We start from the raw sequence: 15,333 nt of genomic DNA on the forward strand, positions 1-15,333 counted from the left end.
AGGTGCCGTAATGAAATTACATGATTTACATCCAGCAGAAGGATCACGTAAAGAACGCAACCGCGTAGGTCGTGGTGCTGCTACAGGTAATGGTAAAACAAGTGGACGTGGTCAAAAAGGTCAAAAAGCACGTTCAGGTGGTAAAGTAAGACCAGGTTTCGAAGGTGGTCAATTACCATTATTCCGTCGTATCCCTAAACGCGGTTTCACAAACATCAACCGTAAAGAATACGCAGTTGTGAATTTAGACCAATTAAACCGTTTTGAAGAAGGTACAGAAGTTACTCCTGAACTTTTAATCGAAACAGGCGTAGTTAAAAACGCAAAAGCGGGTATCAAAGTATTAGGTAATGGTTCTCTAGAGAAAAAATTAACAGTAAAAGCACATAAATTCTCTGCATCTGCAGCTGAAGCAATTGATGCTAAAGGTGGAGCACACGAGGTGATCTAATGTTTGACACATTCGTAAACTTCTTTAAAACAAAAGAAGTGCGAAACAAGATCTTTTTTACGCTCGCAATGCTAGTTATTTTTAAAATAGGTACTTATATACCAGCGCCTGGAGTCAATCCAGCAGCGTTTGAAAGTCAACAAGGTTCTCAAGGTGTCACTGATCTATTGAATACATTCGGTGGGGGAGCCTTGAAGAACTTTTCCATTTTTGCAATGGGTATTATGCCCTACATCACTGCTTCAATCGTTATGCAGTTATTGCAAATGGATATAGTTCCTAAGTTTACAGAATGGGCCAAACAAGGTGACGTTGGTCGTAAGAAACTAAACAACGTTACGCGCTATTTTGCGATACTTTTGGCATTCATCCAATCAATAGGGATGGCATTCCAATTCAATAACTATCTTAAAGGTGCATTGATTGTTGATCCTTCACCTATGAGTTATTTGTTGGTTGCAATTGTATTAACAGCAGGAACAGCTTTCTTATTATGGTTAGGTGAACAGATAACACAATATGGTGTAGGTAATGGTATTTCCATTATTATCTTCGCCGGTATCTTGTCTACTTTGCCATCATCACTGATTCAGTTCTATCAACAAGCCTTTGTAGGGCAAAGTGATACAACAATCGCATGGTTGCAAGTAGCAGGGCTAGTTATTGGTTTGATTTTACTAACAATGGGTGCTGTGTACGTATTACAAGCTGTTCGTAAGATACCTATTCAATATGCGAAAAAACAATCCGCTCAGCGTTTAGGACGAAATGCAACGTATTTGCCGTTGAAAGTTAACTCAGCAGGGGTTATCCCGGTTATCTTTGCTATGGCATTCTTCTTGTTACCGAGAACGTTAACAATGTTCTTCCCTAAAGCTGACTGGGCGCAGCAAATTGCCAATACAGCCAATCCATCAAGTAACATCGGAATGGTAATTTATATTATCTTGATCATTGCATTCACTTATTTCTATGCATTTGTTCAAGTTAATCCAGAAAAAATGGCTGACAACCTTAAGAAACAAGGCAGTTATGTACCGGGTATCAGACCTGGTGAAAAAACTAAAAAGTATATTACCAAAGTTTTATATCGTTTAACTTTTGTAGGTTCTATCTTCTTAGCAGTTATCGCTATTTTACCGATTCTTGCTACTAAATTTATGAACTTACCGCAATCGATTCAAGTCGGCGGTACAAGCTTATTGATCGTTATCGGTGTTGCAATCGAAACTATGAAGAGCTTGGAAGCACAAGTTAACCAAAAAGAATATAAAGGCTTTGGTGGTAGATAATTTGTAGGAGGGCAATATGAATATCATCTTAATGGGTTTACCTGGCGCAGGTAAAGGAACTCAAGCGAGTGAAATTGTTAAGAAATTCCCTATTCCGCATATATCTACAGGTGATATGTTTAGAAAAGCTATCAAAGATGAAACTGAATTAGGTAAAGAAGCTAAGTCTTATATGGACCGCGGCGAACTTGTACCTGATGAAGTAACTGTGGGTATCGTTAAAGAAAGACTTTCTGAAGACGATGCGAAAAAAGGATTTTTATTAGATGGTTTCCCACGTACACTTGAACAAGCAGAAGCATTAAGTAAAATCATGACAGAACTTGGCAGAAAGATTGATGCAGTTATTAATATTGAAGTTCCGGAAGAAGAACTCATGAATCGTTTGACTGGACGTCGCGTTTGTGAAGTTTGCGGAACAACTTATCATCTTGTGTTCAATCCTCCAAAAGTGGATGGTGTTTGTGATCTTGATGGCGGTAAATTATACCAACGTGAAGATGACAATCCAGAAACAGTTGCAAAACGTTTAGAAGTTAACGTAAAACAGTCTAAACCTATCTTAGAATACTATGATAAAGAAGGCGTTTTGAAAAACGTTGACGGTTCTAAAGATATCCAAGAAGTAACTGGCTCAGTTATCGATATCTTGGAAGATCTTAAGTAATTCAACATTGCTGCTTGTATGTTGAATGAAGGCAGTCTGATATTGTTTGTCTCTCAGCCTAACGAATTATGAGTGACAGCATAACGATAATGATTCCCGATTTTTTGTTCAACGTAATGATACAAGGGCAGTATGTCTAACATTTTCCAATAGACATTAACTAATAATGCAAAAGGGGGAATTGTTCTAATGGCAAAACAAGATGTAATTGAATTAGAAGGTACAGTAACAGATACTTTACCAAATGCAATGTTTAAAGTAGAATTAGAAAATGGTCATGAAATTTTAGCACATGTGAGTGGTAAAATTAGAATGAATTATATTCGTATTCTACCTGGCGACAAAGTAACAGTAGAAATGTCTCCGTATGATTTAACTCGCGGAAGAATCACTTATCGTTATAAATAATTCGTCACTCCATTATTACAGGGAGGTATTAAAATGAAAGTAAGACCATCAGTAAAACCTATTTGCGAAAAATGTAAAGTCATTAAACGTAAAGGTAAAGTAATGATCATTTGTGAAAATCCGAAACACAAACAAAGACAAGGTTAATAAAAGAGAGGTGTAAAATAATATGGCACGTATTGCAGGAGTCGATATTCCACGCGAAAAACGCGTTGTAATTTCATTAACTTATATTTACGGTATTGGTAAATCAACTGCTGAAAAAATCGTAGCAGAAGCTGGAGTTTCTCCACAAACTCGTACTAACGAATTAACTGACGATGAATTAGGTCGTCTTCGTGAAGTTGTAGACAGCTACAAAGTAGAAGGTGACTTACGTCGTGAGCAAAACTTAAACATCAAACGTTTAATGGAAATCTCATCTTACCGTGGTATCCGTCACCGTCGTGGCTTACCAGTTCGCGGTCAAAAAACTAAAAACAATGCTCGTACACGTAAAGGCCCAGTTAAAACTGTAGCTAACAAGAAAAAATAATAGGTAAAGGAGGAAAATATTAATGGCACGTAAACAAGTATCTCGTAAACGCAGAGTGAAAAAGAATGTTGAAAACGGTGTGGCTCACATTCGTTCAACTTTCAACAATACAATCGTAACAATCACTGATGAATTTGGTAACGCATTATCATGGTCATCAGCAGGTGCGCTTGGTTTCAAAGGTTCTAAAAAATCTACACCATTCGCAGCACAAATGGCTTCAGAAACTGCTTCAAAAGCAGCTATGGAACATGGCTTAAAATCTGTAGAAGTAACAGTAAAAGGACCTGGTCCAGGCCGTGAATCAGCTATCCGTGCATTGCAATCAGCAGGTTTAGAAGTAACAGCTATTAGAGACGTTACTCCAGTACCTCATAACGGTTGCCGTCCGCCAAAACGTCGTCGCGTATAATATTATTGTCAAGAAATAGTTATTTTCCGCAGATCACTAAGATAAACTGTATCTTATAAGTCGACGTAACCAAGGAGGATATGTAAATAATGATAGAAATTGAAAAACCTAGAATTGAGACAATTGAAATTAGTGAAGATGCTAAATTCGGTAAGTTTGTTGTTGAACCACTAGAACGTGGCTATGGCACTACGCTAGGAAACTCCTTACGTCGTATCCTACTATCTTCATTACCAGGTGCAGCCGTTAAGTACATCGAAATTGAGGGAGTTCTACACGAATTCTCAGCAATTGAAAATGTGGTTGAAGACGTATCTACAATCATTATGAATATTAAGAAACTAGCTCTTAAAATTTATTCTGAAGAAGATAAAACATTAGAAATCGATGTTAAAGATGAAGGCGAAGTAACTGCAGCTGACATTACTCATGATAGTGATGTTGAAATTTTAAACCCAGAGCTTAAAATTGCTACAGTTGCTAAAGGTGGACATTTAAAAATCCGTCTTGTTGCAAATAAGGGTAGAGGTTACGCATTAGCTGAACAAAATAATACTAGTGATTTACCAATTGGTGTTATACCAGTAGACTCTTTATACTCACCAGTAGAAAGAGTTAACTATACAGTAGAAAATACTCGTGTAGGTCAAAGCAGTGACTTTGATAAATTAACATTAGATGTATGGACTGATGGATCAATCACTCCACAAGAATCAGTTTCATTAGCAGCAAAAATTATGACTGAACACTTGAACATCTTTGTTGGACTCACTGATGAAGCGAAAAACGCTGAAATCATGATTGAGAAAGAAGAAGATCAAAAAGAAAAAGTACTTGAAATGTCTATCGAAGAATTAGACTTATCAGTACGTTCTTATAACTGTCTAAAACGTGCAGGCATCAACAGCGTTCAAGAATTGGCTGACAAATCTGAAGCAGATATGATGAAAGTACGTAATTTAGGTCGTAAATCTTTAGAAGAAGTAAAATACAAACTTGAAGACTTAGGTTTAGGTCTAAGAAAAGAAGATTGATAAAGGTAAAGGAGGTTAACTCATGGGTTACAGAAAATTAGGTCGTACATCTGATCAACGTAAAGCAATGTTACGTGACTTAGCTACTTCATTAATCGTTAATGAGCGTATTGAAACAACTGAAGCTCGCGCTAAAGAATTACGCGGTGTGGTTGATAAATTAATCACTTTAGGTAAAAAAGGAGATTTAGCTTCACGTCGTCAAGCAGCTAGAATCGTTCGTGATGTTGAAATCTTAAACGAAGATGAAACTACACAAACAGCTTTACAAAAATTATTCGGTGAAATTGCTCCTCGTTACACAGAACGCCAAGGCGGATACACTCGTGTACTTAAAGTAGGTCCTCGTCGCGGAGACGGTGCTGAAGCAGCAATTATCGAATTCGTTTAATTCCAACTTTAACTTGTAACAAAGCAACGATGATAAGTAGAAGCACACGATGATGATGACATTGTGCGCTTATCATTGTACAAGTAAACACACTGAACTTATGAATATATAAAGCAAATGAGTGCAACGATAATGTTTGCCACATACAAATATTGTCTAGCTCAGAGTACCCCATTCACAGAACTTAATATTTTTTAAAGCGTGAACTCAATTATTGAATGGGGTGCGCGCTTTTTTATTTCGAAGCCCCTTTACTCTCTTTAGGTACAGGGGCTTTTGATACATAGTCTTGGATATACACATATCGTATATTCATGTACAATAAGTAGAGTGAAAATAAACAGAAGGGACAGAGTCATATTGAACACAGAGAACATTATTGAATTTAATGACGTGTCATTTCAATACCAAGGCGACGAATGGTTCACATTAAAAAATCTATCATTTAATATCCCTAAAGGTAAATGGACCTCTATTGTCGGTCATAATGGTTCAGGTAAATCTACCATCGCAAAACTGATGATGGGTATGATGCCGTTTCAAAAAGGGGAAATTCTTGTAAACGGTCAACCAATGACAGCTGATAATTTAGCAGAGATTCGTCAACACCTAGGCATAGTCTTTCAAAATCCTGAGAACCAATTTGTGGGCTCTACAGTTCAATATGATGTCGCATTCGGTTTAGAAAATTTCGAAGTCCCTTATGAAGAAATGCATCAAGCTGTCCCGCAAGTATTAAAAGAAGTTGAAATGTATGCGCAACGCAATCATGAACCACAAGCCTTATCAGGCGGACAAAAACAACGTGTTGCGATTGCTGGTGTATTAGTTTTAAGTCCTGATGTGATTATTTTAGATGAAGCCACATCTATGTTAGATCCTGAAGGCAAACAATCGCTGATGCAGCTGGTCAGACATTTGAACACTGAAAAAAATGTAACGATTATTTCGATTACACATGATTTAACTGAAACATTAGATTCAGATTATATGATTGTGATGAATCGTGGAGAGGTGTATGAAAAAGGTACACCAGAAGCAATTTTTGAGAAAGGAGCATCATTAACAGAAATAGGTTTAGATTTACCATTTCCAATGCGCATTAATTCATTGCTTGGTAACCCGTCTGAATTTCTGACATATGATGCACTGGTGGCACGTTTATGAGTATAAAATTTAACGACGTCACATATGTGTACCAAAAAGGCATACCTTTTGAATATGAAGCATTACATCAAATCAATACAGAGTTTGAACCAGGACATTATTATGCGATTATTGGTCAGACAGGTTCAGGCAAATCTACATTAATCCAACATTTTAATGGCTTGTTAAAGCCCTCTTACGGAACCGTAGCGCTTGATGATTTAGTTCTGAAGGCAAAGACTAAGGATAAAGCGATTCGCCCTATGAGACAACGTGTAGGGCTTGTCTTTCAATTTCCAGAATCACAACTCTTTGAAGATAGTGTAGAGCGTGAGATTCTGTTTGGTCCTAAAAATTTCAATATGAACTTAAACAAGGTAAAGGACTATGCATATCGCTTACTGATGAAATTAGGTTTTGATCGCGATGTGATGAATAAGTCACCCTTTCAAATGTCTGGAGGACAAATGCGTAAAATTGCGATTGTTTCAATTCTTGCGATGGATCCAGACATCATCGTGTTAGATGAACCGACAGCAGGCTTAGATCCACACAGTCGAAAGCAAGTGATGGGTTTACTAAAACAGTTGCAGCAGGAAGGAAAGACTATCGTATTGGTAACTCATGACATGAATGACGTTGCACAATATGCAGACCGTATTAAAGTCTTACAACAAGGAACGCTTGTATATGAGGGGACACCAAGAGCATTATTCAGTGATTCCGAGCGTATTAATGATTATTCATTGGATTTACCAGACATTGTGCAACTACAAAGAGACTTTGAACACAAACATCAGACTAAACTATCTGATACAGCATTAACTGACGAAGAGTTTATTGAACTCTATAGGGAGTGGCAGCGAAATGAAAAATAAATTTATCATTGGTCGCTATTTACCTCTGGATTCGATAGTACATCGTATGGATCCTAGAGCTAAATTAGCATTTGTCTTTTTCTATATTGTCTTAGTCTTTTTCTGTCATAGCTTCCCGATGTATGGGTGGATGTTGTTAGTGTTATTGATATTTATGTATTGTGGTAAAATCAAGCTGTTTTATTTATTAAAAGGCTTAACCCCAATACTGTTCTTTTTAATTTTTACGTTTTTAATGCATTTGTTTTTAACTAAAGGCGGAACGACGTTGTTCAGCTGGAAATTTATTTCGATTGATTCAGGTGGTATCAAAGAAGGGATCTTTATATCTATGCGGTTGATGTTCATTATGATGGCTTCAACGATTATGACTTTAACAACGAATCCGATCGCATTAACAGATGCCTTTGATAAAATTTTATCGCCGCTTAAAGTTGTAAAAGTCCCTGTACAACAATTAAGCATGATGATGTCCATTGCGCTACGTTTCATCCCAACGTTAATGGAAGAGTTAGATAAAATTATTTTAGCGCAAAAATCACGAGGATCTGAAATTAGTTCAGGTTCAATGGGACAAAGAATCAAAGCATTTATTCCATTACTGATTCCACTATTTATTTCTGCCTTTCAACGTGCAGAAGATTTAGCAATTGCGATGGAAGTACGTGGATATGATGTAAAATCAAAACGTACAAGTTTCCGTAAATTAGAATGGCATTGGAAAGATACTTTGCTTATCGGTTCATTGATTCCAATTGCGGTTATATTATTTGTATTAAAATATTTAGGAGTGTAGACGTGTGCGTATTTTAGTTAATATAGCGTATCAAGGAAGCAACTTCTTAGGCTTTCAGATTCAACAACACGGTAGAACCGTGCAACAACAATTTGAGAAGATTTTAAAACGTATGCATAAGCGTCATGTACGTATCCATCCTTCAAGCAGAACAGATAGAGGGGTGCATGCGATGGAACAATATTTCCATTTTGATACAGAACTAGATATCGCACCTAAGCAATGGCAATATGCGATGAATAGCGCACTGCCTGACGACATTTATGTTAAAGAGGTATCAATCGTCGATGACGACTTTCATTGCCGCTATGACTGCGTAGGAAAGCGATATCGTTATATGGTGTATCAAGGTGCGCATCGCGATGTTTTTATGAGCGGTTTAAAAACTTATAATGATTATGACTTAGATTTAGATAAAATGAATCAAGCAGCACAACAATTTATCGGTACGCATGATTTTACAGGATTTTGTTCACAAAAGACCGAAGTAGAAAGTAAAGAGCGTACGCTTTATCAAAGTGAAATTATTAAAACAAAAAATGGCTTTGACTATGTTGTGACTGGCTCTGGTTTTCTATATAATATGGTACGTGTGTTAGTCGCGTTTTTAATCGAAGTCGGTAAAGGTAAGCGATCACCAGACGAGGTTCCAGGCTTATTAGAAGCGAAAGATCGTAATCAAGTACCGTTCACTGCACCCGCAGAAGGATTGTATTTAGAAAAGATATATTTATCACCAGAATCACTGATACAAGATTTTGGTTCAGATATAAAAATTCATCGTAAAAAATCATTGCAAAATGACTGATTCGTATTGACAAATACACTAATAAATTATACGATTATATGCGGTATTGTTTTATATCACCCCACGATAAGCCCCGGAAACTTATTGTGTTACTAGATATAGAAGCAAAGTCGAAACGAAATCAACAATCTGAAATTATCTGAGCTTTGAATCGTAACATTGATTTTTTAAAAAGCAACTCAACACGCAGTTATTATTAGGAGGACAATTATTATGCGTCAAACATTTATGGCTAATGAATCAAACATTGAGCGCAAATGGTATGTTATTGATGCGGCTGGCCAAACACTAGGTCGTTTATCATCAGAAGTAGCAACTATTTTACGCGGAAAACATAAAGTAACTTACACACCACACGTTGATAACGGTGACTATGTAATCATCATCAACGCTGGACAAATCGAAATGACTGGTAAAAAAGAATCTGACAAAGTTTACTACCGTCACTCAAACTACCCAGGTGGTATTAAATCAATCACAGCTGGTGAATTAAAAGAGAAAAACCCAGCACGTTTACTTGAAATTTCAATTAAAGGTATGTTACCAAGCAACCGTTTAGGTGAAAAACAAGGTAAAAAATTATTTGTATATGGTGGCGCTGAACATCCACACGCTGCACAACAACCAGAAAACTACGAGTTACGTGGTTAATTAGAAGGAGGAAAATACATTGGCACAAGTTGAATATAGAGGCACAGGCCGTCGTAAACACTCAGTAGCACGTGTACGTTTAGTACCAGGCGAAGGTAACATCACTGTAAACGGTGTTGACGTACGTGAATATTTACCATTCGAATCATTAATCTTAGACTTAAACCAACCATTCGAAGTTACAGAAACTCAAGGTAACTACGACGTTTTAGTTAACGTTAACGGTGGCGGTTTCACAGGTCAAGCACAAGCTATCCGTCACGGTATCGCTCGTGCATTATTAGAAGCAGATCCTGAATACAGAAGTTCTTTAAAACGCGCTGGATTACTTACTCGTGACCCACGTATGAAAGAACGTAAAAAACCAGGTCTTAAAAAAGCACGTCGTTCACCACAATTCTCAAAACGTTAATTGTTGGACAAACGATTATTATTATTCAAACACTTCCCAAGTTTGGGGAGTGTTTTTTTATGCCCGTAAAAGTTATTTACATATCGACCTTTTAGAAATTTTTTCATTTCTGGTATCCTTTCATATCATTAATTCGCTGGTGCTTTCAATTCTAATTAATTAGTTGTGTGTGATATGATTATTTTAAAAGAAGGAGGCGGTAACATTGCATGAAAAAGTAGATATTTTAGTAACGCTAAATGAAAACTATTTGAAACCATTAAAGGTTATGTTGTTATCATTACATGATACGAATCCCCATTTATCATTTAAAGTTTGGTTGGTTCATGAGAAGATACCACAAAGTAAACTAATGCAGTTAGAAGAATTATTGTCATCATTTAATATGGAATTAGAAGAAGTTAAAGTACCGCCTAATTATTTTGGCAATGCGAAAACAGTTGAACGTTATCCTCAAGAAATGTACTTTAGATTAGCGTGTGGTGAATTACTGCCTGAATCAGTGACAAAAGTACTTTATTTAGATCCAGATATTTTAGTGATTAATACAATAGACGATTTATGGAATCTGAATTTAGAAAGGAATATATTTGCGGCAGCAACACATGAAGGATTTACAAAATTTTCACAAGGCATGAATAATCTACGTTTAGGTACGAAACAAGGTCAAGTATATTTCAATTCAGGAGTTATGTTGATTGATGTAGAAAAAGCAAGACAAGAAATAAGCATGGATGATATTTTTAATTTTATAGAGAAAAATAATCAATACTTATTATTGCCTGATCAAGACGTTATGAATAGTTTGTATGGTGATAAAATTAAAGAAATACCGGAAGAAATTTGGAATTATGATACAAGACAAGCAAATATGTATTATACAAAAAGTGTAGGTGAGTACGATACACATTGGGTTGCCTATCATACTGTGTTCTTACATTTTTGTGGTCGCCCAAAACCTTGGGATAACAAAAGTAACAGTAGATTTACCATGTTATATCTTCAGTATCAAAAAAGATTAGAACAGCTTGAAAACTTAAATGATTAAATAAAACTCAATACTTGAAAGAAGGGGACATCATGAAAAAAATCATCAGAAGTATTGCGAAATGTAAAATGTGCGGAGATATTATTGAATCTACACATAGACATGAAATGGTCAATTGTAAATGTGGTTGTATCTTTTTGGATGGAGGAACAGATTACCAAAGAGTACTGTGGAATCCTCAAGAAGGTAAAGGTAGTAAAATGGAAGATTATATTGATTTGAGTTTAACAATTTATGAAGAAGAGGATGAGGAGGACGAGAATAAAAAAGAATGAAAATATACTTTGTCAGACATTCATTAAGAGATAATAGTGTGAAAGAAGATGTCATTGCACCTTTAACTAAAGAAGGGCTGAATAAAGCAGAAGCATTGGCATCTTTTTTTGACGATAAAAACATTGAACAGATATACGCTAGTCCTTATCGTCGTGTCATAGAAACTGTATTACCCACAGCAAAAAGATTGAAGCTGCTGATTAATAAAGACGAAGGTTTGCGTGAAAGAAAAATAGGACGCTGGGTAGAAGACTTTTATGAATTTGCGGAAAAGCAGTGGCGAGATTTTGACTATAAGTTAGAGAATGGTGAGTCTTTAAATGAAGTTCAAGATCGTATCGTTCAAGCCTATCACCGCATTATAGAAAATAATGAGGTACAAACGTTATTAATATGCGGTCACGGTACCGCAATGTCACTTTTATTTAATCACTTAACAAATGGGGAATTTGATTATGCAGACTTCCTACAAATGAAAATGCCTTCTATCTATTCGTATGAGACGAAAACACAAGCGTTAACGCACATTCAGTGATTTAAAACATTAAATTCAGTGAATATGCTAATATCGTCACTGATATTAAACAGTTATACTAGAAGAGATGAAATATAAGAATTGCAGGTGTTTGTGATGTTTAATATTAGTTCAGTTTCAAATGAGGTTAAAGAAGAAGTTAAAGGACTCATTGATCAACATATACATCAAGAAGATATTACTGACATGTTAATAGAACTCTCTCAAAACGAATCAAGCAGTAAAATAGCAGAAGCACTTAGACAGCTTTACTTTATTGAAAAATTTACGTCTATGTATGAAATAGAACGTTTTGTCTCAACATATGAAAAGGTGACAAAACAATCACTGACAGAAATCACACTTTCAAATGATAAAACGCATCCACTGAATATCTTCCAACAAGAAATTAATATATTTAAGTCATTGCTTCAAGAAACGAGCGCTTTGTTAGATCAAGTAAAGGCGAATGAAACAGAAGCGATTGAATTATTTAAAGGGAAAGTTCAAACACTTTCAGGTTTAATTCCACATTTTAATCGTAAAGAAAAGATTATCTTTCCTGTCATAGAACGAAGAGGAGAGTATATCTTACCGAGAAAAATGTGGGCAGATGATGATGTGATTCGTTTTGCGTTGAATAAACTACAAAAACGTGTAGCTAAACTTGAAGAAGTAGATTGGCGACATATTCAAAATGCTTATACTGAATTAGAAAGCAGTTTAACGGACATGTTACGCCAAGAAGAGGTACTATTCATCCCACTAATGCAGGAAGACATCAGTGCAGTTGAGTGGCAACAAATTGCGCAAGAAAGCAGTGCTTTTGGCTATGCGATAGAAGTTCCTGAGATATGGCACGATTCTGAAATAGAATTAACTTCTATTGACGCAAAATATGATGCAAAACAAGGGCAACAGAATTTGCGCTTTGGTGGAGGTTTCTTAACGACAAAAGAAGCGGACCTTATTTTAAATAACTTGCCAGTAGAAATTACGTTTGTAGATAAAAATGGCACTTTTAAGTATTTCAATGATTTAGTTGAAGCGTCTGACATGATGTTTATCCGTACACCTATCTCTATTGGGAGAAATGTGGCTAATTGTCATCCACCAAAAAGTTTAAGCAAAGTGATGCAGATTATTCGTGATTTGAAAACAAAACAAAAAAAGTCTGAATCCATGTGGTTTAAAAAAGGTAACCAATTCATTCACGTCACATACAAAGCTTTATTTGATGAAAAAGATGAATATATTGGTATTTTAGAATATGTACAAGATATTCAACCATTCTTTGAGTTACCACAAAAGTTCAAACGAGATGCGACTAAACAATAAACGTTAATTAATAATAAAATGAACAACCCACGAGTCCAATATTGATTCGTGGGTTGTTCATTTATCACAGTCGTTTTAAAGAAACGGTAAGAATTTTGACCAATAAGTAATCAAGTATAGCGGGAAATTCATACAGATATGAATTAATATCAGTAAGTAGATATTTCGATATTTGGCCCAGAAAAAGCCAAGGAATATCCCCGCAAGCGCATGTGTGACCAATGCTTGTGCTGACAAATCCAAAAGATTTCCTTGTCCTTGGATGCCCGCATGCCATAAAGACCAAAGTACTGTGCTGATACATACAGAAGACACTATACCCAAATGTTCTAAACGTGTTTGTAGCCACACACGGTAAAACACTTCTTCTAACACAGCATTCATTAATATTGAAATGATCGCAAATATCAGTACGAAAAGATAAGGTTCATCATAAGAGATATTAGATAAGTTGTTCAAAGGACTAAAATAGAGCACTAACCAAATTACATAGACAATAGGCGCAAGAGACCAATCAATCACTGGATTAGCTTTAGAGAGTATGGACAGTTTTTCTCGCTTAATAATCCATAAAGGAATCAACAACAATAATACAAATTTATAAATATAAAAGAGCTCAAAGTAGGGTTTAGGTGTAAGAAACACAAGTATGATATATAAAACACCTAATATGAGTAAAATACGTTCTGACTTCAAAGGTTTCTGAATAAGGGGTTGAAACTTAAAGTGTAAAGGTAAAACAAATAGCACAACAAGTGGAATTAAATAGATCAACCAAATATTCATAAAATGAGTTTTGTCCTTGGTATCTGCGCTCGTTTGAATCAAACCATTTTGTGTAGTTTGTACATATAAAGCTGAAACCAAAATTAATAATAAAGTGACAATAGGAATCAATAAACGTAATTTATTTCTCTGCATGGCGTTCTCCTTAATATTAAAATGTAAAAGCATTTAAATAATAATACCCAATTTTATTTAATTTTGGTCCTTTAAACGTAAAAAATCCTCAAACCAATTTGATTTGAGGATTAAAGCAATATACGAATGTCGTTAGTAGAAAAAATTATTTTTTAAAGTTTGCTTGAAGATACTCATAAATCGCATCTGTATCAGTCAATTTAAAGAATTTTTCTAATTCAGCTTTATCTTGTTTTTCAAAGAACACGATAAGGTCTGATAATAAATGTACTTGAGTTGCTTTTGTACCGTTTAAAATCACAAATAAGAATTCTACTGGTAAATCTTTATGAGGTGAACTCATATTTTGGAATACGATAGGGTTAGTTAATTTAACAGGTACAATTTTAGTTGTGTTTACAAATTCAGGTTCAGTATGTGGTACTGCCACATTAGGGTATGTTTCACTGATATTTGATAAGCTTAGGGCTGTTGGGTAATTTTTTTCACGATCTAAAACATGTTCTAAGAAATTGTCTTTTACATAACCTGCTTTTACTAATGCTTCTGATACTTCTGTTAGTACCGCTTCTTTACTATCCGCATTTGAGACAAAAACGCTATCTTTTGAAAATAATTGAGTCATAAGTTGCTCCTTCTTCGTTAGTAAGTATTTTAATATTTATCTGGTCAATTAAAGTATAGGTAAATGAATAGATAGATGTCAATGTATTATGTGTTTTATACCACAATACATCTCACAATTTTAAAATATTTGTCATAAATAAACGTCGATGTAAGACACCGACGTTTATAACATATATTAACTTTCCTCAATTTCCTTTAGTGCCAATTTAATATGTTCTAGATGATGGTTACCATGCCAAGCCATTTTAGCTACAAGATCTGCAAGTCTACCTTCACCTTCTTCAGGATGGTAGAACGTACGGTCAAATGCTTCGATAGGCAGGTCACGTAATAAGATGGCCCAACGTTTATGCATACCGTCAATCAGTTCTAGTGAGTATTCTAAGGGTGCTTGATTGTCTGGAGCTTCAGCCCAAGCATCTTGTAGGAATGATGTGACAAATGGATGGTCTTCAGTCAATGTTTGTTTCGTACGAATAAAACCGTGCATGTGGCTATCAGCAATATGGTGAATTAAAGTTTGAACATCGAAACTGCCTTCACGATAGGTCGCATGACGTTCTTCTGCAGATGCGTTCGTTGTGAGTGTTGTGAGTATATCTGGTAATTCTTCAATCGCATCAATCCACGTGTTTAAATCTTCTACACTATAACGATCTGGTTTTTGGAACTTACCGATGGGAAATTGATTTTTCAGCATGGTTAATCACCTTTCATCAAATATTGAA

General features: G+C 35.5%; 22 protein-coding genes. 19 read left to right on the forward strand and 3 right to left on the reverse strand.

Going from position 1 to position 15,333, the window contains the following annotated elements:
* Window positions 1–10: 10 nt before the first annotated feature.
* From rplO to MUA87_RS03725, 19 genes are all read left to right on the forward strand, one after another.
* Window positions 11–451 (forward strand): 50S ribosomal protein L15, encoded by a 441-nt coding sequence (gene rplO / locus MUA87_RS03635; protein ID WP_002479554.1) that lies wholly within the window; start codon window positions 11–13, stop codon window positions 449–451.
* Complete coding sequence (gene secY / locus MUA87_RS03640) at window positions 451–1,743, forward strand: preprotein translocase subunit SecY (RefSeq protein ID WP_262551308.1); 1,293 nt, start codon at window positions 451–453, stop codon at window positions 1,741–1,743. The genes rplO and secY overlap by 1 nt, the downstream gene beginning before the upstream one ends.
* A 16-nt stretch (window positions 1,744–1,759) precedes the next feature.
* Window positions 1,760–2,410 carry an adenylate kinase gene (locus MUA87_RS03645; protein ID WP_002479552.1) on the forward strand — a complete coding sequence of 217 codons (651 nt, stop codon included), beginning with the start codon at window positions 1,760–1,762 and terminating at the stop codon, window positions 2,408–2,410.
* 189 nt (window positions 2,411–2,599) lie between these two features.
* Window positions 2,600–2,818, forward strand: a complete 219-nt coding sequence (infA, locus tag MUA87_RS03650) for a translation initiation factor IF-1 (RefSeq protein WP_002479551.1) — start codon at window positions 2,600–2,602, stop codon at window positions 2,816–2,818.
* Window positions 2,819–2,851: 33 nt separating this feature from the next.
* Entirely contained in the window at window positions 2,852–2,965 is a 114-nt protein-coding gene (gene rpmJ, locus MUA87_RS03655; RefSeq protein WP_002479550.1) for a 50S ribosomal protein L36, read from the forward strand.
* A gap of 22 nt (window positions 2,966–2,987) precedes the next feature.
* Window positions 2,988–3,353 (forward strand): 30S ribosomal protein S13, encoded by a 366-nt coding sequence (rpsM, locus tag MUA87_RS03660; protein ID WP_002479549.1) that lies wholly within the window; start codon window positions 2,988–2,990, stop codon window positions 3,351–3,353.
* A gap of 22 nt (window positions 3,354–3,375) precedes the next feature.
* On the forward strand, window positions 3,376–3,765 hold the full coding sequence (rpsK, locus tag MUA87_RS03665; protein WP_002479548.1) for a 30S ribosomal protein S11: 390 nt from the start codon (window positions 3,376–3,378) through the stop codon (window positions 3,763–3,765).
* A gap of 89 nt (window positions 3,766–3,854) precedes the next feature.
* Window positions 3,855–4,799, forward strand: a complete 945-nt coding sequence (locus MUA87_RS03670; protein WP_002479547.1) for a DNA-directed RNA polymerase subunit alpha — start codon at window positions 3,855–3,857, stop codon at window positions 4,797–4,799.
* Between the two features lie 22 nt (window positions 4,800–4,821).
* Window positions 4,822–5,190, forward strand: coding sequence for a 50S ribosomal protein L17 (rplQ, locus tag MUA87_RS03675; RefSeq protein WP_002479546.1), 369 nt, complete (start codon window positions 4,822–4,824; stop codon window positions 5,188–5,190).
* Between the two features lie 357 nt (window positions 5,191–5,547).
* On the forward strand, window positions 5,548–6,357 hold the full coding sequence (locus tag MUA87_RS03680) for an energy-coupling factor transporter ATPase (RefSeq protein WP_031262423.1): 810 nt from the start codon (window positions 5,548–5,550) through the stop codon (window positions 6,355–6,357).
* Window positions 6,354–7,214: an energy-coupling factor transporter ATPase gene (locus MUA87_RS03685; RefSeq protein ID WP_262551309.1), complete on the forward strand. Its 861-nt coding sequence runs from the start codon at window positions 6,354–6,356 to the stop codon at window positions 7,212–7,214. The genes MUA87_RS03680 and MUA87_RS03685 overlap by 4 nt, the downstream gene beginning before the upstream one ends.
* A complete protein-coding gene (locus MUA87_RS03690) occupies window positions 7,204–8,010 on the forward strand; it encodes an energy-coupling factor transporter transmembrane component T family protein (RefSeq protein ID WP_002479543.1) in 807 nt (268 codons plus the stop codon). Before MUA87_RS03685 ends, MUA87_RS03690 begins: the two co-directional genes overlap by 11 nt.
* Before the next feature lie 4 nt (window positions 8,011–8,014).
* Window positions 8,015–8,818, forward strand: coding sequence for a tRNA pseudouridine(38-40) synthase TruA (gene truA / locus MUA87_RS03695; protein ID WP_002479542.1), 804 nt, complete (start codon window positions 8,015–8,017; stop codon window positions 8,816–8,818).
* Between the two features lie 213 nt (window positions 8,819–9,031).
* Window positions 9,032–9,469 (forward strand): 50S ribosomal protein L13, encoded by a 438-nt coding sequence (gene rplM / locus MUA87_RS03700; RefSeq protein WP_002479541.1) that lies wholly within the window; start codon window positions 9,032–9,034, stop codon window positions 9,467–9,469.
* 19 nt (window positions 9,470–9,488) lie between these two features.
* Entirely contained in the window at window positions 9,489–9,881 is a 393-nt protein-coding gene (gene rpsI / locus MUA87_RS03705) for a 30S ribosomal protein S9 (protein WP_002479540.1), read from the forward strand.
* A gap of 205 nt (window positions 9,882–10,086) precedes the next feature.
* A complete protein-coding gene (locus MUA87_RS03710) occupies window positions 10,087–10,929 on the forward strand; it encodes a glycosyltransferase family 8 protein (protein ID WP_060803672.1) in 843 nt (280 codons plus the stop codon).
* Window positions 10,930–10,961: 32 nt separating this feature from the next.
* The gene (locus MUA87_RS03715) at window positions 10,962–11,204 is read left to right on the forward strand and encodes a DUF7695 domain-containing protein (protein ID WP_023014969.1); all 243 of its coding nucleotides are present in this window, start codon (window positions 10,962–10,964) and stop codon (window positions 11,202–11,204) included.
* Window positions 11,201–11,740: a histidine phosphatase family protein gene (locus MUA87_RS03720; protein ID WP_262547320.1), complete on the forward strand. Its 540-nt coding sequence runs from the start codon at window positions 11,201–11,203 to the stop codon at window positions 11,738–11,740. The genes MUA87_RS03715 and MUA87_RS03720 overlap by 4 nt, the downstream gene beginning before the upstream one ends.
* A 96-nt stretch (window positions 11,741–11,836) precedes the next feature.
* Window positions 11,837–13,057, forward strand: coding sequence for a PAS domain-containing protein (locus tag MUA87_RS03725; RefSeq protein ID WP_262551310.1), 1,221 nt, complete (start codon window positions 11,837–11,839; stop codon window positions 13,055–13,057).
* Window positions 13,058–13,132: 75 nt separating this feature from the next.
* Here the strand turns inward: MUA87_RS03725 and MUA87_RS03730 are convergent, their stop codons facing one another.
* From MUA87_RS03730 to MUA87_RS03740, 3 genes are all read right to left on the reverse strand, one after another.
* Window positions 13,133–13,978: a CPBP family intramembrane glutamic endopeptidase gene (locus tag MUA87_RS03730; protein WP_023014966.1), complete on the reverse strand. Its 846-nt coding sequence runs from the start codon at window positions 13,976–13,978 to the stop codon at window positions 13,133–13,135.
* Window positions 13,979–14,123: 145 nt separating this feature from the next.
* Window positions 14,124–14,603 (reverse strand): PTS sugar transporter subunit IIA, encoded by a 480-nt coding sequence (locus tag MUA87_RS03735; protein ID WP_002479534.1) that lies wholly within the window; start codon window positions 14,601–14,603, stop codon window positions 14,124–14,126.
* Between the two features lie 177 nt (window positions 14,604–14,780).
* Window positions 14,781–15,305, reverse strand: coding sequence for a YfiT family bacillithiol transferase (locus MUA87_RS03740; RefSeq protein ID WP_060803675.1), 525 nt, complete (start codon window positions 15,303–15,305; stop codon window positions 14,781–14,783).
* Between the last annotated feature and the right edge of the window lie 28 nt (window positions 15,306–15,333).

The organism is Staphylococcus simulans (assembly GCF_025561465.1).
GTDB classification, from domain to species: domain Bacteria; phylum Bacillota; class Bacilli; order Staphylococcales; family Staphylococcaceae; genus Staphylococcus; species Staphylococcus simulans.